This is a genomic window from Nonomuraea sp. NPDC001699 (genome assembly GCF_053596455.1).
In genome coordinates, this window is the sequence record NZ_JBSFGF010000011.1 from 125,220 (window position 1) to 145,000 (window position 19,781).

Here is a 19,781-nt window from a genome sequence, read left to right on the forward strand (position 1 = left end):
TCATGTGGCCGAAAATGTCAGCACTATATCTCGACATCGATCTCCACTGGCCGCTTGACTCCATGACGGCCCTCCGGTGATCCTCCCCGGACGGGTGACCAGGCTCGCCCCCCTTGAGGAGCAATGTCCCGCAACACCCGCGTTCACCGCGTCCTGGCGCTGGCCGCCGCGCTGGCGGTCACCGCCGCCGTCCCGGCAGTGGCCCGCCCCGCGGCGGCCTCCACGCCGCCCGCCGCCCCCTCCCCCGGCCCGTCCCCCTACGTCGTCACCCTGACCGAGTCGCCCCTGGCCACCTATGACGGCGGCGTGACCGGCATCGCGCCCACCAAGGGCGGCAAGGGCAGGAAGGTCGACACCACCAGCGCCCACGCCAAGCGCTACCGCGACCGCCTGACCGGTCGGCAGGACGAGGTGGCCCGCAGTGTCGGCGCGTCCGCCACCGCCCACCACGTGGTGGCCTCCAACAGCTTCACCGCCGACCTCACCCCCGCCCAGGCCCTGCGGCTGCACGCCACCCAGGGCGTGCTGTCGGTCACCCCGGACGTCCTGCACAAGGCCCTGGACGACCGGAACTCCGCCGACTTCCTGCGCCTGTCCGGCGACCGCGGCCTGTGGGCCGCGCTCGGCGGCACGGCCAAGGCGGGCAAGGGCGTGGTCGTCGGCGTCGTCGACACCGGCATCTGGCCGGAGAACCCGTCCTTCGCCGGCCCGGCCCTCGGCACGGAACCGCCCGCCGGCGCCGACCCGTACCGGCCCTACCTCAAGGACGGGGCCACGGTCATGAACAAGGCCGACGGCTCCACGTTCACCGGCGTGTGCCAGACCGGCGAGCGCTTCACCGCCGACCTGTGCAACGGCAAGCTGATCAGCGCCCGCTACTTCGGCGAGCAGTGGCTGCGGTACAACCCGCCGGAGCAGCGCGACGACTTCGCCTCCCCGCGTGACGCCCAGGGCCACGGCTCGCACACCGCCGGGACCGCGGCGGGGAACAACGGCGTCCCGGCCGCCGCCAACGGCATCGACTTCGGCACGGTCTCCGGCGTCGCGCCGGGCGCGGCGATCGCCGTCTACAAGGCCCTGTGGCAGGGCAAGAACGGCGGCACGACCGGCGGTTACAGCTCCGACCTCATCGCGGCCATCGACCAGGCGGTGGCCGACGGCGTGGACGTGATCAACTACTCGATCGGCAGCGAGATGTCGGAGTCGGCCGCGGACGACCCGATCCAGCTCGCCTTCCTCGCCGCCGCCCAGGCCGGCGTCTTCGTCTCGACCGCGGGCGGCAACTCCGGCCCCGACGCCTCCACGCTGGACAACACCGCGCCCTGGACGACGACCGTCGCCGCCGGCACGATCGCGCCCCGCCGGGGCGAGGTCCGGCTCGGCGACGGCTCCGCCTACCGCGGCATCAGCACCTCCGTCGTCGCGCCGGTCGGTCCCAAGCCGCTGGTCACCGCCGTGTCGGTGAAGGCCGGCCCGGCCGCCGACGCCGACGCCGAGGTGTGCGCGGCCGGCTCGCTCGACCCTGCCAGGGCCGCCGGGAAGATCGTCTACTGCGCGCGCGGGACGACCCCCCGCGTGGAGAAGTCGGCCGAGGTCAGGCGGGCCGGCGGCGTGGGCATGGTGCTCGGCAACCCGACCGTCCAGTCCACCGACGCCGACCTGCACGCCGTGCCGACCGTGCACGTGGACGCGCCGGACGCCGGGAAGATCGCGGCCTACGCGGCCACGCCGGGCGCGACCGCCACCCTGCTCCCGGCCCCCTCCGACGGCGTGGCCTACCCCGAGGTCACCAGCTTCTCCTCGCGCGGCCCCGCCCTCTCCGCCAAGGGTGACCTGCTCAAGCCGGACATCACCGCCCCCGGCTCGGCGATCCTGGCCGCCGTGGCGCCTCCGGGCAACGACGGCAAGGACTTCGACTTCTACTCCGGCACCTCGATGGCCACCCCGCACATCGCCGGCCTGGCCGCCCTCTACCTCGGCCGGAATCCGCGGATGTCGCCGATGGCGATCAAGTCGGCCATGATGACCACCGCGTACGACACCAGGACCCCGGACGTCTTCGCCCAGGGCGCCGGCCACGTGGACCCGTCCCGCATGTTCACCCCCGGCCTGGTCTACGACGCCGGGGCCGAGGACTGGTACGGCTTCCTTGAGGGCCTCGGGGTCGCCACCGGCACCGGCGTCAAGCCGCTGGCCGCCTCCGACCTGAACTACCCGACGATCTCGGTGGGCGAGCTGTTCGGCTCCCGCACGGTCACCCGCCGGGTGACGGCGCTGACGCCGGGCGTCTACCACGCCTCGATCGAACTGCCCGGGTTCAAGGCCAAGGTCAAGCCGTCCACGCTGGTGTTCAAGGAGGCCGGTCAGGCCAAGGAGTTCACCGTCACGCTGGAGACGCTGCCCGAGGCCACCGGGGACACCGTGAGCGGGCACCTCACCTGGACCGGCGCGGGCACCAGCGTGCGCAGCGCGGTCGTGGCCACGCCGCTGAGCGCCAAGGCGCCCGCAGAGGTGCGGGGCACGGGCGCGGCCGGTTCACTGTCGTTCGAGGTGACGCCGGGGCTGCGGAAGTTCCAGGTCACCCCGTACGGGCCGGTCTCGGGCGAGGAGCGGCCGGGCACGGTCAGCCAGGACGAGATCATGGGCCGCGAGATCCCGGTCACGGTGCCCGAAGGCGCCAAGGCCGTCGCGTTCCGCATCAAGGCGGTCGACCCGGAGGCGCAGGTCGGCGGCCTGCTTCTCTACGAGGGCAAGGGCGGGCGCGAGTTCGAGTCGTGGGTGTCCGCCCCGGACGGCGACCACCGCGCGGTGCTGTCCCGCCCCCGGCCCGGCCGGCACACCCTGCTCGTGCTCTCCCTCGGGGACCTGCCGGGGACCACGTCCACGGCGTTCACCACGCAGGTCGACATCGTGGAGCCGGGTCACGAGCGCGGCGCGCTCACCGTCACGCCGGCCAGGCCGAAGACGAGCGCCGGCACGCCGTTCACGCTGACCGCGTCCTGGACGGGGGCGACGCCGCGGGTCAACACCGGCTACGTCGAGTACCCCAACGGCAGCGGGACGATCGTCACGATCAACTAGCCGCCCGCCGCCCCGGCCGCCACGGGAGAACCTGTCCGAACCGGACGAGTTCCCCGTAGTGGTCGGGGTCCACCGGGCCGAGGGCCAGATCGAGCAGGGGGACGGCGGCCTGCTCCGGCGAAGGGGCGCCGCTGACGTCCCACCAGAGGCCGGACGTCGGCGTGTTGATCATCCCCGGGCAGACGGCGGCCAGCAGGATCCCGCGGCTCGCGTCCTCGTCCCGCCGCTGCCCGGCCAGCGCCCGCACCGCGGCCACCTGTGCGATCTTCGACGGGATGTTGACGAACCCCGGCCAGGCCTGGGCGCGGGCGCTGCCGTCCTTGACCGCGTCACGCCAGGCGGCCACCTGCGCGTCCACCTCCTCCAGGCTCTCCAGCCCGTCGAAGCGATCGTGCAGGACGGGCGCCAAATGGTTCAGCGTGCCCAGCGAGCTGACGACGACGAGGAGGCGGCCGCCGCCCCGCAGCAGCGGCGCGAAGGCGCGCAGCAGCCGGGTGGTGCCGAAGTTGTTCACCTCGGTGTAGGCGTCGATGAGCCGGCGCATGTCGTCGTCCGGGCCGACGCGCATGACCGCGTTGCCGATCACGACGTCCACGCCGCCGTGCCGCTCGCTCAGCAGGCCGGCCAGCTTGGCGGCGGCCTCGGGGTCGGCCACGTCGAGCAGTTCGCCGCGTACGCGGGCGCCGGTGGCGGGCATCGCCGCCGCGGCCTCGGCCACGCGGCCGGGGTCGCGGCCGGTGAGGTAGACGGTGTCGGACGGCGTCATCCGGCGGGCCAGCCCTTCGACCAGGGCCAGCCCGAGCCCCTGCGTCGCGCCGGTCACCAGGGCGACCTTCGGGGTGGTGCTCATTGTCTGCTCCTTCGGGAATCGTTCCGCGGGCCGGTGCGCGCTCCCGGCACCGGCCAGATTAGGAGCGCCGGAGACATTCGGGTAGCGAAAGTCCGTCAAGTCCGGTATGCGTGATCGTCATGGCCTTCACCGACGCCTCGCTCACCGCCCTGCGGGTCTTCCGCGAGGTCGCCGAGCGCGGCACGCTCACCGCGGCGGCCACCGCCCTCGGCTACACCCAGTCCGCCGTCTCCCGGCAGGTCGCCGCGCTCGAACGCGCGGCCGGCGCCCGGCTGCTGGAGCGGCGTCACGACGGCGTGCGCCTGACCGCCGCCGGACGGCTCGTGCTGCGCCGCGCCGCCACCGTCGTGGACGAGGTCGACGCCGCGGCCCGCGAGCTGGCCGGGCTGCCCGCCGAGCCGGCGACCGTGCGGTTCGGCTGGTTCGCCAGCGCGGGGGCCGTCCTGGTGCCGCGCGCGCTGGCCGAGCTGCGGCGCACGCGTCCGTCCCTCGCCGTCACCGGCCGCGAGGACGGCAGCTCGGCACTGGTCCGCGCGCTGCGAGCCGGCACACTGGACGTGGCCCTGCTCAGTTCGGCGCCGCCCTTCCGCGCCCCGGACGCCGAGACGCCGGCGCTGGAGATCGAGATCCTGGCCGAGCGCGGCCTGCGCGTCGCCGTCCCCGCCGGGCACCCGCTGGCCCGGGGGGAGTACGTGGACGTCGCCGACCTGCACGGCCGTCCCTGGATCGCCGGCCCGGCCGCCGCGGCGGGCGAGAGCCCCACCTTGGGCGTGTGGCCGGGCCTGGACGAGCGTCCCGAGACGGTGTTCGTCGCCCGCGACTGGCTGGCCAAGCTCGCCCTCGTCGCCGCCGGCTGCGGCCTGACCACGGTGCCGGCGTCGATGGGCCCGGCCGTGCCGGAGGGCGTACGGGTGCTGCCGGTGCGGGGCGGGCCGCGCGAGCAGCGCCGGCTGCTGCTGGCCCGTCTTCCCGGCCCCGTCCCCGGCCCGGTCGCGCACCTCGCGGGCGCGTTGCGCGCCGCCGCCGTCGGCTCCTGACACGGCCGCCGGTTATGGTGTGGCCTGTGATCCGTTCCGTGGTGGTTGATGTCGACGACACGTTGTGCCTCACCGAGGCCGCGTGCTTCGAGCTGGAGAACGAGGTCCTGGCGCGCCTCGGCCGAGGGCCCATGTCCAGGGCGGTGCACGTCGCGACGTGGGGCCGGCCGCTGCACGAGGCGATGCCGCTGCGCTCGCCCGGCCTCGACCTGGCCGCCTACCTCCCCCTGCACCACGCCGTGCTGCGCGAGTACGTGGCGGCCGGGCTGGTCGACGTCGTCCCTGGCGAGAACCTGCGCGTGATCGACGAGCTCAACGCGGCCGGGCGCGCGGTCATGCTGCTGACCTCCCGCACCGAGGCCGAGATGGAGCACCTGATGGCGCCCGGCCACGTGCTCGACGGCCGGATCGCGGCCGTCTACCACGCCGACAACACCCGTTTCGGCAAGCCCGACCCGCGCGCCTTCGACGAGCTGCTGGCCGTCACCGGCCTGGCCCCCGGCGAATGCCTCTACGTGGGCGACTCACCCACCGACGCCCAGGCGGCCACCGGCGCCGGGCTGCGGTTCGTGGCCTGCATGCAGAGCGGGCTGCGCGAGCCCGCCGACTTCGCCCCGCACCCCGTCGACGCCTTCATCGACGCCTTCCCCGACCTGGCCGTCACCGTCGCCCTGCTGGAGGAGGCCGCGCGCGGCCCGCTGACGACGGCCCTCGACTAGGGGCGCGGGGCGCAATATCCCAATTGACCCGCTTCTGCACTTATATCCGATAAGTCATACGCGTAATGCTTATCCGCCCCGGGGATGACCAGGCCAGCTAATCGCCGCTCATTCACCATGAGTCCGATCGGGGGGATATTTCAATGCAGGCAACCAGGGCCTATCAGTTTATCGGGGGCGTCGTTCTCTCGGCCGCCACATTCGCGGCCGGAACACCCGCGGCCAGTGCGACGGTCGCCGTCGTACCGTGCGCCGGGCCCGCGCTGATCAACGCGATCAACGGCGCCGCGCCCGGCGCCACGCTTTTCCTGACACCCGGCTGCACCTACGTCCTGAACAACTCGACCGGCCCCCTCCCGCCGATCAACAGGCCGCTCACCATCCATGGCCAGAACGCCACGATACAGCGCGACCCGGCGGCGGCCCGGTTCCGTCTGTTCACCGTCAACAGCAACTTCAACCTCGACCGGGTCAGGCTGACGGGAGGCGACGCGACGACCTCCACAGGAGGGTTCGGCGGGGCCGTCGCGGTCAACAGCGGTACCACGAACCTCGATCGGGTGCTCATCCAGTACAACACCGCCACCCTCTCCGGCGGCCTCGGCGGCATCGGGGGAACCGTCGTCAACGTGTCGAACAGCAATATTCTGAATAACTCCGCGAACAGGAACGGCGGAGGCGCGGCCACCGACGGAAGAATGACCTTCACCAACAGTCTTCTCACCGACAACCGCGCCGGAGAAAGGGGTGGCGGAATCGCCGGCGACGGAATTCTCACCATAATGCGGAGCACCATCAACGACAATTCGGCCGGCATCGCCGGTGGCGGTGTGGCGAACCTCGGTCCCGGCACCGCGACGATCAGCCGCAGCGTGATCGACAACAACCGCGCGGGCGGCGCGCCCGGAGGGATCGACAACGAGGGCGCCCCCGGCTCGGTGACGCTGACGGCCTCGGTGGTGCGCGGCAACACCCCGACCAACTGCTCGCCCACACCCGTTCCCGGCTGCGTCAACTAGCCGTGTCCCGGTGATGGCCGTACGAGGAGGTCTGCGGTAGCCGGTTCGCCGGAGACCTCCTCGTCTCGCGCGTCCGGCGTCCGCATCGGTCAGCGGCGCCGGATCCTCAGCACGTTGTCGGTGCGGACGGCCTGCCCGCCGCCCGGGGCGGCCTGGACGCGCGCGAACTCCTCGGCCCGCAGCACCTCCCACTCCCCCTCGGCGAGTTCCAGCGCGTCGAGCACCTGCTCCGGGGTCGGCAGGTGGACGCCGGGGTGGGCGTCCGGGTCCCACGGCGGCGGGCCGGCGTGCCCGATCACCAGGAGCTGGCCGCCGGGCGCGACGGCCGCGACGGCGGCGCGCAGGACCTTCTCGCGCGACAGCTCGGCGGGCGAGTGCAGGTAGCTCGCGGTGACCAGGTCGTACTCGCCCTCGGGGAAGGACTCGGCCAGGTCGTGGCGCTGCCAGTCGATGAGCTCGGCGACGCCCTCGTCCGCGGCGTGGGCGGCTGCGCGGGCCAGGGCCACGCCGGAGACGTCGGCGGCGGTGACCCGCCAGCCGCGGCGGGCGAGCCACACGGCGTCCGCGCCTTCGCCGCAGCCCAGCTCCAGCGCGGTGCCGGGCGTCATGTCCGCGATCTCCTCGACCAGGCGCGCGTTGGGGTCGCCGCTCCAGATCCGTTCGGACTGCCCGTAGCGGTCGTCCCAGAACCGCTCGCCGGAGACGGGCGCGCCCGTGTGGGCCGCCAGGGCGCGGCGGGTCTCCTCCTCGATCAGGTCGGCGTTGATCGCCGCCGCCGCCCTGACGCCCGCCGCCGCGGCCCCGATGACGTTCTCGCCCAGGTTGGCCACGTTCCCGGCCACCCACACGCCGGGGACGCCGGTCGCGCCGGTCGGGTCGGCGGGCACGTGGGCGCCCATGACGTGCCCGTTCATGAGCTGCTCGGCCGTCTCGACGCCGAGCCCGGCCAGCAGACCCGAACGGGCGACGAAGCGCGGGGCGACGACGAAGGCCCGGCACGGGACGACGTCGCCGTTCTCCAGGGTGACGCCGGTGAGCGGGCCGGAGTCGGGCGACAGGCCGGCGATCGGCCCCTCGACGACGGTGACACCACGCGCGGCCAGCCTGGCCAGGTCCTCCTCGCCGGGCGGCGGGGCCGTGTGCGTGAAGAGGGTCACGTCGGCGCTCCACTGCCGCCACAGCAGCGCCTGGTGCGCGGCGATCGAGCCGGCGGCCAGCACGCCGATCGGCTGGTCGCGCACCTCCCACCCGTGGCAGTACGGGCAGTGCAGCACCTCCCGCCCCCACCGTTCGGCCACGCCGGGCAGGTCGGGCAGTTCGTCCACCAGGCCCGTGGTGACTAGCAGCCGGTCCGCGACGACCGACGACCCGTCGGCGAGCCGTACGCGGAAACCGCCGGCGTCCAGGCGTTCGGCCGACACGGCGGCGCCGGTGACGATCTCGCCGCCGTACCCGGTCACCTCGTCGCGGCCGGCGGCCAGCAGATCGAGCGGCGGGACGCCCTCCCGGCCCAGGTAGGTGTGCACGCCGTCGGCCGGGGCGTTGCGCGGCCGGCCCTCGTCGATCACCAGCACCCTGCGGCGGGCCCGGCCCAGGGTCAGGGCCCCGCTCAGCCCGGCGGCCCCGCCGCCGACGACCACCACGTCGTACTTCTCGTCCATCGCGTTCCTCCAGTACGTGCCGAAGGCACACTGTGCGTCGCGCGCGACGAGGTTGACAAATGCCGTTGCCGAAATGGCAACCGGCCGCCCCACCGCCCGGGTGGGCCGGTGGTCAGGAGGTGCCGAAGCCGTCCAGCTTCTCCCGCTCCTCCGAGCTGGCGAGCTCCTGGAAGACGGTGATGTGCAGCCCGGCGGGCGCGTCGAGGCGGGAGTTGAGCGACTGCCAGGGCGTGAGGGTGGGCGGGGCCACCTCGGCCGCGCCGGCCGACACCAGGCGGGCGGTGGTCTCACGGGAGTCGTCCACCTCGAACGCGACCCGGAGCTTGGGCGCGACCTGCCGCCCCACCTCGACGTCGTCGATCATCTTCTTCTGGGCCGGGTTCGCGATCTCCAGCGTGGCCCGGCCCGCGTCGAGGATGGCCACGCGGGCGCCGTCGCCGGAGGAGTAGGCGGCCTCCTCGGGCAGGCCGAGCACGTCGCGGTAGAAGGTCAGCGCGGCCTCGTAGTCCTCCGCCTCGACGACCAGCCGGAGCTGTCGGACGGCCGGGACGTCGGGCTGGTCGTTCATGGGTTCTCCTCATCAGGTACGGACGATCACCCGGCCCAACCCGCGCACGCGCCCGGAAATTCCGCCACAGGTCTCCGGCGTGTCCAGGGGCCGGGCGGACGACCGGTCAGCCGGCGGCGAGGGCCTTGACCAGGTTCGTCGAGGACGACGCCGGCGGCCGGCTCGGGCACCCGCCTGCTCCACCAGGGGGCGGCGGAGGATGGGGATCGGCGATGTCACCGCAGGTCAGGGGCGGGAAACGAAGAAGGCGGCGCGGTCGCGGCCCGAAGGCACGCGGCCACGCCGCCGGTCGTGCCCGCAGGAGGCATGCTGAGGTCGGATCATCAGGTCAGGGCGGGGACGCGCAGCGCCGGGTAGTCGGTGTAGCCGGTGTGGTCGCCGCCGTACCAGTGCTCGGCGCGGACGGGGTTGAGCGGGGCGCCGGCGGCGAACCGTCCGGGCAGGTCGGGGTTGGCCAGGAAGGCCCGCCCCAGCGAGACCAGGTCGGCCCCGGCGTCGAGCAGGCGTTCCGCCTCGCGCAGGCCGCCGTCGGCGGGCAGCGGGCCCGGCCACGGCTGGGCCGGGTTGGCGATCAGGGCGCCCGGCCACGCGCCGCGCAGCCGCCGGTACAGGGGCTGGTCGGGCTTGACCCACACCAGGTGCAGGTAGGCCAGCCCGGCGCCGGACAGCTCCTCGACGAGCGCCGGATAGAGCAGGTCCGTGTCGCTCTCGCTCATCCCCGCCCCGGGGAACCCGGGCGACAGCCGCACCCCCACCCGTTCCGGCCCGACGGCGGCGGCGACCGCGCGCACCACCTCGACGGCGAAGCGCATGCGGCCCGCGGGCGACCCGCCGTAGGCGTCGGTGCGGTGGTTGGTGCCGTCGGCCAGGAACTGGTGGATGAGGTAGCCGTTGGCGCCGTGCACCTCGACCCCGGCGAACCCGGCGTCCACGGCCCGGCGCGCGGCGGCGGCGAAGTCGGCCACGGTGGACTCGATCTCGTCGAGGCCCATCTCCCTCGGCACGACGGCCGGGCGGTTCCCGCCGGGGGTGGCGACCGGCTCGGGCAGGGGCAGCGGGGAGGGCGCGACGGGCGTCAGGCCGCTGGTGGCGGGGTGGCCGATCCGGCCGCCGTGCTGGAGTTGCACGAACATCCGTCCGCCCGCCTCGGCCACGGCCCCGGTGACCCGCCGCCAGCCGGCCACGTGCCTGGGCAGGTGCAGGGCGGGGATGTTCGGGTAGGTCTGGCCGACGGCGTTGGGTGTGGTGGCCTCGGCGATGATCAGCCCGGCGGCGGCCCGCTGGGCGTAGTACTCGGCCATGAGGGCGGTGGGCGTGCCGTCGGCGGCGGCGCGGTTGCGCGTCATCGGCGCCATCACCAGGCGGTTGGGCAGGCTCAGCGGGCCGAGCGTCGTGGGCTGGAACAGGGGTGACGTGCCGGACATGGTGGCGCTCCGATCTGTGCGGGGTGGATCTCCGTGACTCGTGACCGACTCTGCACCCGGGCGCTGCGGGAATCCTGACGGTCCGCTGACGGTCCTCCTCCGGCGCGTGTGTACGGTTCTCGCATGCGGTTCGCAGTGCTCGGCCCGCTCGCCGTGTGGGACGACGAGGGGAGGCCCGTCAAGATCGTCGAGAGCAAGGTCAGGGCTCTGCTCGCCGACCTGCTCGTGCACGAGGGGCGGCCGGTGTCGGCCGACCGGCTGATCGACGACCTGTGGGGCGCCGAGCCTCCGGAGCGGGCGGGCAACGCGTTGCAGGCCAAGGTGTCACGGCTGCGCGCGGCTCTGGGGCGTGACCGGGTGCCGTACCAGGCGGCGGGGTACCGGCTGCGGCTGGAGCCGTCCGACGAGGTGGACGCGGCGCGCTTCCGCTCCCTGGTCGCGCCGGCCGGTCCGGCCGCCGGTCCGCGGGAGCGGGCCGCGCTGCTCACCGAGGCGCTGGAGTTGTGGCGGGGACCGGCGTTCGCGGACGTCGCCGACGAGGAGTTCGCGCGGGGCGCGGCGCGGCGGCTGGAGGAGCAGCGCCTGTCCGTGCTGGAGGAGCAGGCCGAGGCGCGGCTGGCGGCGGGCGACCACCTCCTGCTGGCCGGCGAGCTGGCCGGGCTGGTGGCCCGCCATCCGCTGCGGGAGCGCCTGCGCGCGGTCCAGCTCCGGGCCCTGTACGTGGCCGGGCGCCAGAGCGAGGCCATCGCCTCGTACGCGGACCTGCGCGACCGGCTCGCCGACGAGCTGGGCGTCGATCCCGGCCCCGCCCTCACCACCCTCTTCGAGGCCATCCTCCGCCAGGACCCCGCCCTCCTCGCCGGGACTCCCGCCCCCGCCGAAAGCGGTACGGCCCCCGACGGCGAGGCGCGGACGAACCTGCCGGCACCGCTCGGAGACCTCGTGGGACGGGACGCGGCCACGGCCGAGGTGCGACGGCTGCTGAGAGCCGGACGACTGGTGACGCTGACCGGTCCCGGCGGCGTCGGCAAGACCCGGCTGGCCCTGGAGGCCGCCCGTGGGGCCGCCGCCTCGCCCGAGGAGGGGCCGGCCGAGGAGTTCGGTGACGGGGTGTGGCTGGTGGAGCTGGCCGGGTGGCGCGGTGACGCCGACGACCTGGCCCAGCACGTCGCCGCCGTACTCGGCCTCCGCGACGACCCCACCCCGGCGTCCGGCGCGGACGCGGCGCCCGTCTCCGGCGGGGACGCGGCGGGAGGAGCGGCGGGGGCGCGGGTGGCCGGTGCGCTGCGGCGGCGCGAGCTGCTGCTGGTGCTGGACAACTGCGAGCACGTCGTCGAGGCCGCCGCGAGCCTGGCCGGTGGCCTGCTGGCCGCCGCGCCCCGGCTGCGCGTCCTGGCCACCGGCCGGGAGCCGCTGGACCTGGCCGGCGAGCGGGTGTTCGTGGTCGAGCCGCTGCCGGAGGCCGACGCGGTCAGGCTGTTCGTCGAGCGCGCCGCCGCGTCCGCGCCCGGTTTCTCCCCCGCCGACGACGAGACCCGGGAGCTGGTGGCCGCCGTCTGCCGCCGCCTCGACGGCCTGCCGCTCGCGCTCGAACTGGCCGCGACCCGCGTCCGGGGGCTCGGCGTACGGGAGCTGGCGGCGCGGCTGGAGGACCGGTTCGCGGTGCTCACGCGGGGGCGTCGCGGTGCGCCGGAGCGGCAGCGCACGCTGCGCGCGGTGATCGACTGGAGCTGGGAGCTGCTGAGCACGCCCGAACGCGTCGTGCTGCGCCGCCTGGCCGTCCACCGCGACGGCTGCACGCTGGAGGCCGCCGAGGAGGTGTGCCCGGGTGACGGCGTCGCCGCCGACGAGGTGCTCGACCTGGTGACCCGGCTGGTCGACCGTTCGCTCGCCGTCATGACCGACGGCCCGGCGGGTCCCCGGTACGGGTTGCTGGAGTCGGTGGCCGCGTACGCGCGGGAACGCCTGCGCGAGGCGGACGACCTCGACGAGACGCGCGAGCGGCACCTGCGGTACTACACGGCCCTGGCCGAACGCGCCGAGCCCGCCCTGCGCGGCGCCGGGCAGCGGGAGTGGCTGGCCCGGCTCGACGCCGAGTCCGCGAATCTGCGCGCGGCGCTGGAGGAGGCGGCCGGGCGCGGGGACGCCGTCCTGGCTGACCGTCTGGGGTGCGCCCTGTCGTGGTGGTGGTTGTTGCGCGGCCGATTGCACGAGGGCCGCCGCAGCCTGGCACGGGTGTGCGCGCTCGCCCCCGGGTCGGCCGGCGCGCGGGTGGCGCACGCCGCGTTCACGCTGCTGACCGGGGGACGCCCCGAGCCGGTGCCGCTCGGCGACCTCTCGTCCAGCGGCGCGGCCGTGCCGGGGCGGGTGGTCTGGTTGTACGCCTACGCCCTGTTCAACGCCGGCGACCTCGACACCGGCGCGCTCGACCTGGCGGCCGCGTCCGAGGACCCCTGGACCACCGCCGCCACGCTCAGCCTGCGGGCCATGCACGCGCTGCTCGACGGCGACCTGGCCGCGGCCGCCCGGCACGCCCGGCGTGGCGCGGAGCTCTTCCGCGAGCTCGGCGACCGCTGGGGCGAGCTGCAGACGGTGCCGCCGCTGTCGGCGGTCGCCGAGATCCGGGGCGACTACGCCGAGGCCGCCCGGCTGCAGGAGGACGGGCTGCGCATCGCCGAGGACCTGGGCCTGGCGAACGAGCTGTCGGCCCGCCGATCGGGCCTCGGCCGTCTGGCGCTGCTCGCCCACGACTGGGAGCGCGCCCGCGACCTGCACGAACGCGCCAGAGACCAGGCCGCCCGGCACGGCCACGTCTACGGGGAGGTGCACGCGGTGATGGGCCTGGCCCTGGGCGCCCGGCGTTCGGGCGACCTGGACGCCGCCGAGTCCCACCTGGTCCTCCTGCGCGACGTCCACCCCTCCTCTCCGGCGGGCGAGCACCTGGTCCACGCCGAGCTGGGGTTCGTGGCCGAGCTGCGCGGAGACCACGGTTCGGCCGCCGTCCGCCACCGCCGGGGCCTGGAGCTGGCCCGCTCGGCCGGGGAGCCGCGGGCCGTCGCGCTCTCGCTGGAGGGGCTGGCCGGCGCGGCGGCGCTGGCCGGGGACGCGGGGCGGGCCGCGCTGCTGCTCGGCGCGGCCGACGGGCTGCGCGGGAGCGTGGGCGCTCCGCTGCCGGCGGCCGAGCGCGGCGACGTCGAGAGGATCACCGCGTCCGCCGTCGCGACGCTGGGCCAGGACGCGTTCGCCGCGACGTTCCTACAGGGCGTAAACACCTTTGTTGACATCGCCGAAAATACCGAAACGAACTTTTCATGAGTCCTGCTCGGGCCGGTGCGATCTCATTTTCCGGGTCGTCAGGCCAGGTCAGTGACCTGCCGGGAGTGGTGACGCTCCTTCCCTGATCTCTTACTGACGGTCAAAAAATCAGTATGACAGCCCCTTGCTCTCCTTAGGGATTTTGTTCATATTTGCGGGCAAGTCACCCCACCCTCAGGAGGCTCCAGTGAGCATCCATGGCTTACGGATCCGGCGCGCCGCACTGATCGTCGCCACCGCCGGACTCCTCACCGGCGCGGTCACGGGCGTACCCGCCCAGGCGTCGCCCGCGCCGGCCCAGCCCGCCGCCGACCCGGCCGCCGCCGCGGCCAGGCTGGAGGGGCAGCTCGGCGCCCGCACCGCCGGCTCCTACTTCGACCAGGCACAGGGCAAGATGGTGGTCACCACCACCGATCCCGCCGACGCGCAGGCCATCGCCGCCTCCGGCGCCGTGCCTCGTGTCGTGTCCCGCAGCGGCCCCTCGCTAGAGGCCATCATGTCCTTCCTCGACCGCACGGCCGCCGTCCCCGGCACCGCGTGGGCCGTCGACCCGGCCTCCAACCAGGTCGTCGTCTGGGTGGACAGCACCGTCGCGAGCACCGCTCGCACCAAGGTCCAGATCGCGGTCCAGCAGGCCAACACCCAGGCGGCCGCCGCGCAGGGGCAGAGCGCCGAGGCGGCCACGCCCGCCGTGCGCGTGGAGAACGAGCCCGGCACGTTCAGCCTCTTCATCCAGGGCGGCGACGCGATCTACGGCGGGCAGTACCGGTGCTCGCTGGGCTTCAACGTGGTCAGCGGTTCGACCTACTACTTCCTGACCGCCGGCCACTGCGGCAACATCGCCTCCACGTGGTACTCCAACTCCGCGAAGACCACGACCCTGGGCAACACGACGGGCTCCAGCTTCCCGGGCAACGACTACGCGATCGTCCGCTACACCAACACCAGCATCGCCCACCCGGGCGGCGTGGACCTCTACAGCGGCTCGCGTGACATCACCAGCGCGGGCAACGCCTACGTCGGCCAGTCCGTGCAGCGCAGCGGCAGCACGACCCACGTGCACAGCGGCTCGGTGACGGCGCTCAACGCCACCGTGAACTACGCCGAGGGCACCGTACGCCAGATGATCAAGACGAACGTCTGCGCCGAGGGCGGCGACAGCGGCGGCGCCCTGTTCTCCGGCGGCATCGCGCTCGGCCTGACCTCCGGCGGCAGCGGCAACTGCACCAGCGGCGGGACGACCTTCTTCCAGCCGGTCACCGAGGCGCTGAGCGCCTACGGGGTGAACATCTTCTGATCGCCCGGCCCGCGACACGGGTAGGACGATCTCACGTGCGGGCCGCGTCCAGGCGCGGCCCGCACGTGCACGTTAAAGAACCTGTACAAACCAGACAAAACACCCTAATGTTGGCATCGCCCCAGTCGGAAACGACTGGGGCGCCAAACTTCTCCCGCCGGCGCGCGCGACGACCGCCCGCGGCCCCTTCCCCCGGACATCTCTCCCCTCCGGGCGTCGTGCGACCCCCTCAATTACGCGTCGTAACGGCTGTGTTACTGTCCGCGTTATGAACAAATCGGCCACTGAGCGGCAGATCGAAATCCTCTGGCCCACCATCGGCGTATCGGTCACAGCAGACCTCGACGGACGCAACCGCGACCTAGCCGACGCGTTGTGGCAGACCCTGCCCTATCGCAGCCTGCAAGGCCACGCCCTCGTGGCGGGCCACCACCTCTACCACCTGGCCCCGATGCCCGAGTTGCTGCACGTCCCGGGCGTCCACAAGATCGACCGGCGGATCGCGCCGGACGGCTCGGTGTTCTGCTCCCGCCTCCAGCACCTCGGCATCAAGTACGGCCCGCTGAGCGAGCCGATGCCCGCCACGCCCATCGGCACCGTCCGCGAGGAGGACCTCGACGCGCTCGCCGAGGCCGGGAAGGCGGTGTGGCAGTCGGTGTACTCCGGCGGCGAGCCCGTGATCGTCGAGGTCCGCAGGGCCGGCGACGGCGGCGGCCACCAGCTGCGCCGCCCGACGGCCCGGCACGCCGAGGCCGACCAGCTCCTCGCCGAGCTGCACGACGAGATCGAGCGCATCTGGCTCGACCCGCCCCAGGAGCTGGTCGACCTGCACGAGGGCCGGATCGCCTCGGGCGCGGGCAGCTTCGGCACCACCCTGACCACGATGCTGTTCGTCAACGGCGAGACCCGCCCGCTCGGCTACTGCTGCTACTCCGGCCTGGTCAGGGCCGCCCAGCAGCAGCTCCCGCTGGAGTTCCTGCAGCAGATGGCGCGCATCATGGCCGCCACCCCGGCCGAGTTCCTCGGCTACTGCGGGCTCAACAAGCTGCACCAGTTCACCGAGCGCGCGCTGGAGATCACCGACCAGCTCCAGGACCGCGAGGACTTCGTCGCGCTCATGAGCCACATGGCCCTGTACGTCAACTGCCTGGGCGCCTGGAACCTCCAGCTCTTCCCGTGGCAGGTGGACGAGCACCTGCGCGCGGACGGTTCGGTGGCCCCGGTCACCGGCCCGATGCTGACTCCGTTCAAGGGCGGGACGGTGGCCCCGGCATGAGCCAGGCCGACCAGGCCGAGGTGGTGGTCATCGGCGGCGGGGTGATCGGGCTGTCGATCGCGGCCCACCTGGCCGAGGCCGGGATCGAGACCATCGTGCTGGAGCGCGACGACCTGGCCTCCGGCGCCTCGCGGGCCACCGCGGACGTGCTGCGCGCCTACTTCTCCGGCGACCCGGTCAGCTCGGCGATGGCGGTGCGCAGCCTGTCGGCCTATCACTCGTTCCCGAGCTGGCCCGGCACCGAGCTGCCGATGCGGCAGGTGGGCTACCTCGTGCTGTTCACCGAACGGGAGCAGGTGAACAGGTTCGAGGCCGAGCTGCCGGCGCAGCGGGCCGCGGGCGTGGACGTGTCGCTGATCGGCGCGGAGGAGGCCCGGCGGCTCAACCCGCTGGTCGAGGAGCCGTCGCTGCTGGCGGCCGCGTGGTCGCCGCAGGCGTTCGTGAGCGACACGGCCGCCATCGTGCAGGCGTACGCGGAGGGGGCGGCGCGGGCGGGGGCCTCGCTGCGCACCGGCTGCGCCGTCACCGCCGTCGACCCGGCCACCGGGCGCGTCGAGACCGCGGACGGCACGTTCACCGCGCAGGCGATCGTGTGCGCGGCAGGGGCCTGGTCGGGCTGGATCGCGTCGGCGGCGGGCGTTGACCTGCCGCTGACCGGTCCGGCGGTGCAGGAGCTGCTCACCACCGGCCCGCTGCCCGAGGTGCCCGACATGCCGGTCACCCTGCACGCCGCCAGCGGGCTGCTGATCCGCCGGCGCGGCGACCGGATCCTGATCGGCATGGGCAACCCCGGCACCGACCGGGACGCCTGGTTCGTCAGGGCCAGGGAACAACTCGCCACCACCTACCCCGGCCTGGACCTGTCCGGGCTGGAGACGGCGGTGCGCGGCCCGCGGGACGCCAGCCCCGACCGGTCGGCCTTCATCGGCCGGCTGCCCGGATCGCCGGCGTTCCTGTACGCGACCGGGTTCTCCGGCCACGGGCTGTGCAACGCCCCGGCGGCCGGGGAGCTGGTCCGCGACCTGTATCTGGGCAACGACCCGGCGGACGCGTTCGGCTTCGACCCGGCCGCGCTGTCGGCCGGCGCGCGGCGGCTCTCACGCTGAACCGCGCTGGGGGGAGACAACGATGACCACGAATCCGTACGCCACTTCGCCCTTCGGCTACGCGGCCGAACCGACGGCCGCGCCGTACTCGATCGTCGAGCTCATGCCCGGCGCCCGCAACCTGGTGCACTACCTGCGGGTGGCGCCGGGCGAGCGGGTGCTGGTGCTGGCCGAGCACACCGTCGATCCGGTCGTCGTCCAGGCCATCGCGGCCGCGGCCGCCTACCGGGACGCCGACGTGCACATCCTGTCGGTGGCGCCGTTCAGCCCCGGCGGATGGGACAGCGGGGCCGGGCACCACGTCGAGCGGGCCGCCGTCGGGGCGTCGGACGTGGTCATCGCCTGCACCTGGTGGGGCGAGGTGCACACCGCGCCGCTGTTCTTCGACGAGATCGCGGCGCTGCCGGTCAGGTTCGCGTCCCTGCACATGAGCGCCACGGCGGGCGCGCTGCTCACCGGCGCCCGCCTGCCCAACGAGGTCTTCTACGCCCTGGCGCACCGCACGCTGGAGAAGCTGGGCGCGGCCGCGAGGATCCGGGTCACCTCGACGGCCGGCACCGACCTCACGCTGTCCGGGCTGACCCTCATGCCGGACGCCGAGCCTCCGGGCCCCGGCCAGTGGCGGCCCTTCCCGTACGGGGGCGTCAACTTCTGGCCCGCCGACACCGAGGGCGTGCTCGTCGTCGAGGACTCCACGGTCACCGGCGTGCCCGAGGAGCCGCTGAGCGTCATCCTGGCCGGCAACGTGGTGCAGAAGATCGAGGGCGGGACGTCCGCCGACCGGCTGCGCCGCTTCTCGCCCGGCGGCTACTACCTGCGGCACGCGCTGATCGGGCTGAACCCGAAGGTGCGGGTGGCCGGCGGCACCCAGTTCGAGCGGGAGAAGCACGCCGGCGCGTTCTACTGCGGGCTCGACGCGCTCACCGACGGCGTGGCCGTCACCACCGCGCCCGGCCACGCCCACTGCGACTGCCAGGTCGACCGGCCCACCCTGTACGCCGACGACGAGCCGCTCGTCCTCGACGGCCGGCTCCTGCTGCTCGACGACCCGGAGATCCGCCGGGTGGCCGAGCGCTTCGGGCCGCCGGACGTGATCCTCGACGACAACCCGGTCATGGTCCTGCCCCGCCGCTTCAGCGGGGCGGCGTCGAGCCGATGACCGCCGAACCGTACAAGACAGACAGGATGACCATGGATCCCGAGTTCGTTCTCGACCCGGCCACCCTTGACCTGCACGCGAGCGACGAGCGGCTGCGCCGGGCCGGGCCGCTCGTCCCCGTACTGGTCGAGGGGGTGCGGGCCTGGGCCGCCGTCAGCCACTCGACGCTGGAGGCGGTGCTGTCGCACCCGGCGATGACGCGCGACATCCGCTACTGGGACCCCGAGGCCCGCGCCGCGGCGCCGGAGGGCACGTCGCTGATGCGGCTGGTCACCGACGCGTCCATGCTCAACGCCGACGGCGAGGAGCACCGGCGGCTGCGCGGCCCGCTGGTCAAGCTGTTCAGCGCGCGCCAGGTGCAGCGGATGGAGCCGTGGATCACCTCCATCGTCGGCGACCTGCTGGAGGACCTGGCGGCCCGGCCGCCGGGCGAGCCGGTCGACCTGCGGGCCGAGTACGCCTACCCGCTGCCGTTGCGCGTCATCGTCGAGATGCTGGGCGTCCCCGAGGTCCTCCGGGAGCGCCTGCGCGAGCTGACCGACCAGGTGGTGCAGCTCGACCGGTGCCCGCCGGACGGCCCGCAGGGACGCAGGGCGCTGTTCGACCTGGTCGCCGAGATCATCGAGCTGCGGCGCGGCACGCCCGGCGAGGACCTGACGACCGAGCTGATCGCGCTGCACGGGCAGGGACGGCTGGACGACGCCGAACTGCAGGACACCGTGCAGGTGCTGCTGATCGCCGGCCACGTGACGACCATCAACCTCATCGCGCACGCCGTCCGCGCCCTGCTGGGCCGGCCCGAGCAGCTTGAGCTGCTGCGCTCGGGGGCCGTGCCGTGGAGCGCGGCCGTGGAGGAGGCGCTGCGCTGGGAGTCGCCCAACGCCTACTTCCCGATGCGCTACGCCATGGAGGACCTGGAGATCGAGGGCGTCCGGCTGCGGGCGGGCGAGGCGGTGCTCGCCTGTTTCTCCGCCGCCGGGCGCGACCCCGAGCGGTTCGGTGAGAACGCCGCCGACTTCGACGTGACCAGGCCGTCCGTGCCGCATCTCGCGTTCGGGCACGGGCCGCACTTCTGCCTGGGCGCGCCGCTGGCCCGGTTGCAGGCCGAGGTCGCGCTGCCGGCCCTGTTCGCGACGTTCCCCGGCATGCGGGCCGCCGGGCCGCTGGACGACCTGCCGCGGCTCACCTCGCTGCTGGACAACGGCGTGCGCGCCCTGCCGGTGCTGCTCGGGCCGCGCGCCTGAGCCGCGTCCCGTCCGGTTTATCCGA

The 19,781-nt window shown here is 74.1% G+C and carries 14 protein-coding genes; 10 read left to right on the forward strand and 4 right to left on the reverse strand.

Features of this window, described 5'->3' with window-relative positions; genetic code table 11:
* The first annotated feature begins 123 nt into the window (after nt 1–123).
* Complete coding sequence (locus tag ACWCSU_RS30275; RefSeq protein WP_449939551.1) at nt 124–3,081, forward strand: S8 family serine peptidase; 2,958 nt, start codon at nt 124–126, stop codon at nt 3,079–3,081.
* Here the strand turns inward: ACWCSU_RS30275 and ACWCSU_RS30280 are convergent.
* Entirely contained in the window at nt 3,074–3,931 is an 858-nt protein-coding gene (locus tag ACWCSU_RS30280; protein ID WP_449939553.1) for an SDR family NAD(P)-dependent oxidoreductase, read from the reverse strand. The genes ACWCSU_RS30275 and ACWCSU_RS30280 overlap by 8 nt on opposite strands.
* A gap of 119 nt (nt 3,932–4,050) precedes the next feature.
* On the opposite strand from ACWCSU_RS30280, the gene ACWCSU_RS30285 reads away from it, so the two are divergent.
* The 3 genes from ACWCSU_RS30285 to ACWCSU_RS30295 all read left to right on the forward strand — a co-directional run bounded on the left by ACWCSU_RS30285 (nt 4,051) and on the right by ACWCSU_RS30295 (nt 6,706).
* Nucleotides 4,051–4,968 carry a LysR family transcriptional regulator gene (locus ACWCSU_RS30285; protein ID WP_449939555.1) on the forward strand — a complete coding sequence of 306 codons (918 nt, stop codon included), beginning with the start codon at nt 4,051–4,053 and terminating at the stop codon, nt 4,966–4,968.
* 26 nt (nt 4,969–4,994) lie between these two features.
* Nucleotides 4,995–5,687 carry an HAD family hydrolase gene (locus ACWCSU_RS30290; protein ID WP_357696925.1) on the forward strand — a complete coding sequence of 231 codons (693 nt, stop codon included), beginning with the start codon at nt 4,995–4,997 and terminating at the stop codon, nt 5,685–5,687.
* A gap of 143 nt (nt 5,688–5,830) precedes the next feature.
* Entirely contained in the window at nt 5,831–6,706 is an 876-nt protein-coding gene (locus ACWCSU_RS30295; RefSeq protein ID WP_449939556.1) for a hypothetical protein, read from the forward strand.
* Nucleotides 6,707–6,795: 89 nt separating this feature from the next.
* On the opposite strand, the gene ACWCSU_RS30300 is transcribed toward ACWCSU_RS30295, so the two are convergent.
* The 3 genes from ACWCSU_RS30300 to ACWCSU_RS30310 all read right to left on the reverse strand — a co-directional run bounded on the left by ACWCSU_RS30300 (nt 6,796) and on the right by ACWCSU_RS30310 (nt 10,359).
* Nucleotides 6,796–8,367 (reverse strand): FAD-dependent oxidoreductase, encoded by a 1,572-nt coding sequence (locus ACWCSU_RS30300; protein WP_449939557.1) that lies wholly within the window; start codon nt 8,365–8,367, stop codon nt 6,796–6,798.
* A 112-nt stretch (nt 8,368–8,479) separates the two neighbouring features.
* A complete protein-coding gene (locus tag ACWCSU_RS30305; RefSeq protein ID WP_357696920.1) occupies nt 8,480–8,935 on the reverse strand; it encodes a VOC family protein in 456 nt (151 codons plus the stop codon).
* 323 nt (nt 8,936–9,258) lie between these two features.
* A complete protein-coding gene (locus ACWCSU_RS30310; RefSeq protein WP_449939558.1) occupies nt 9,259–10,359 on the reverse strand; it encodes an alkene reductase in 1,101 nt (366 codons plus the stop codon).
* A gap of 123 nt (nt 10,360–10,482) precedes the next feature.
* Here ACWCSU_RS30310 and ACWCSU_RS30315 point away from each other — a divergent pair, with 123 nt between their 5' ends.
* The 6 genes from ACWCSU_RS30315 (at nt 10,483) to ACWCSU_RS30340 (ending at nt 19,756) form a co-directional block, all read left to right on the forward strand.
* Nucleotides 10,483–13,674 (forward strand): BTAD domain-containing putative transcriptional regulator, encoded by a 3,192-nt coding sequence (locus tag ACWCSU_RS30315; protein WP_449939560.1) that lies wholly within the window; start codon nt 10,483–10,485, stop codon nt 13,672–13,674.
* Nucleotides 13,675–13,861: 187 nt separating this feature from the next.
* Nucleotides 13,862–14,971, forward strand: coding sequence for a S1 family peptidase (locus ACWCSU_RS30320; RefSeq protein WP_357696914.1), 1,110 nt, complete (start codon nt 13,862–13,864; stop codon nt 14,969–14,971).
* A 268-nt stretch (nt 14,972–15,239) separates the two neighbouring features.
* Nucleotides 15,240–16,247, forward strand: coding sequence for a cucumopine synthase-related protein (locus tag ACWCSU_RS30325; RefSeq protein ID WP_449939563.1), 1,008 nt, complete (start codon nt 15,240–15,242; stop codon nt 16,245–16,247).
* Nucleotides 16,244–17,353 (forward strand): NAD(P)/FAD-dependent oxidoreductase, encoded by a 1,110-nt coding sequence (locus ACWCSU_RS30330; protein ID WP_364087788.1) that lies wholly within the window; start codon nt 16,244–16,246, stop codon nt 17,351–17,353. The genes ACWCSU_RS30325 and ACWCSU_RS30330 overlap by 4 nt, the downstream gene beginning before the upstream one ends.
* A 22-nt stretch (nt 17,354–17,375) precedes the next feature.
* The gene (locus ACWCSU_RS30335; protein WP_357696908.1) at nt 17,376–18,512 is read left to right on the forward strand and encodes a M29 family metallopeptidase; all 1,137 of its coding nucleotides are present in this window, start codon (nt 17,376–17,378) and stop codon (nt 18,510–18,512) included.
* 32 nt (nt 18,513–18,544) lie between these two features.
* Entirely contained in the window at nt 18,545–19,756 is a 1,212-nt protein-coding gene (locus ACWCSU_RS30340; RefSeq protein WP_449939564.1) for a cytochrome P450 family protein, read from the forward strand.
* Nucleotides 19,757–19,781: the final 25 nt, after the last annotated feature.

Excerpts from the sequence above, each read along its gene's own strand:
- ACWCSU_RS30305 (WP_357696920.1), bottom strand. The coding sequence starts at position 8,935 with ATGAACGACCAGCCCGACGTCCCGGCCGTCCGACAGCTCCGGCTGGTC.
- ACWCSU_RS30280 (WP_449939553.1), bottom strand. The coding sequence starts at position 3,931 with ATGAGCACCACCCCGAAGGTCGCCCTGGTGACCGGCGCGACGCAGGGG.
- ACWCSU_RS30275 (WP_449939551.1), top strand. The coding sequence starts at position 124 with ATGTCCCGCAACACCCGCGTTCACCGCGTCCTGGCGCTGGCCGCCGCG.
- ACWCSU_RS30310 (WP_449939558.1), bottom strand. The coding sequence starts at position 10,359 with ATGTCCGGCACGTCACCCCTGTTCCAGCCCACGACGCTCGGCCCGCTG.
- ACWCSU_RS30295 (WP_449939556.1), top strand. The coding sequence starts at position 5,831 with ATGCAGGCAACCAGGGCCTATCAGTTTATCGGGGGCGTCGTTCTCTCG.
- ACWCSU_RS30335 (WP_357696908.1), top strand. The coding sequence starts at position 17,376 with ATGACCACGAATCCGTACGCCACTTCGCCCTTCGGCTACGCGGCCGAA.
- ACWCSU_RS30300 (WP_449939557.1), bottom strand. The coding sequence starts at position 8,367 with ATGGACGAGAAGTACGACGTGGTGGTCGTCGGCGGCGGGGCCGCCGGG.
- ACWCSU_RS30340 (WP_449939564.1), top strand. The coding sequence starts at position 18,545 with ATGGATCCCGAGTTCGTTCTCGACCCGGCCACCCTTGACCTGCACGCG.
- ACWCSU_RS30330 (WP_364087788.1), top strand. The coding sequence starts at position 16,244 with ATGAGCCAGGCCGACCAGGCCGAGGTGGTGGTCATCGGCGGCGGGGTG.
- ACWCSU_RS30315 (WP_449939560.1), top strand. The coding sequence starts at position 10,483 with ATGCGGTTCGCAGTGCTCGGCCCGCTCGCCGTGTGGGACGACGAGGGG.
- ACWCSU_RS30285 (WP_449939555.1), top strand. The coding sequence starts at position 4,051 with ATGGCCTTCACCGACGCCTCGCTCACCGCCCTGCGGGTCTTCCGCGAG.
- ACWCSU_RS30325 (WP_449939563.1), top strand. The coding sequence starts at position 15,240 with ATGAACAAATCGGCCACTGAGCGGCAGATCGAAATCCTCTGGCCCACC.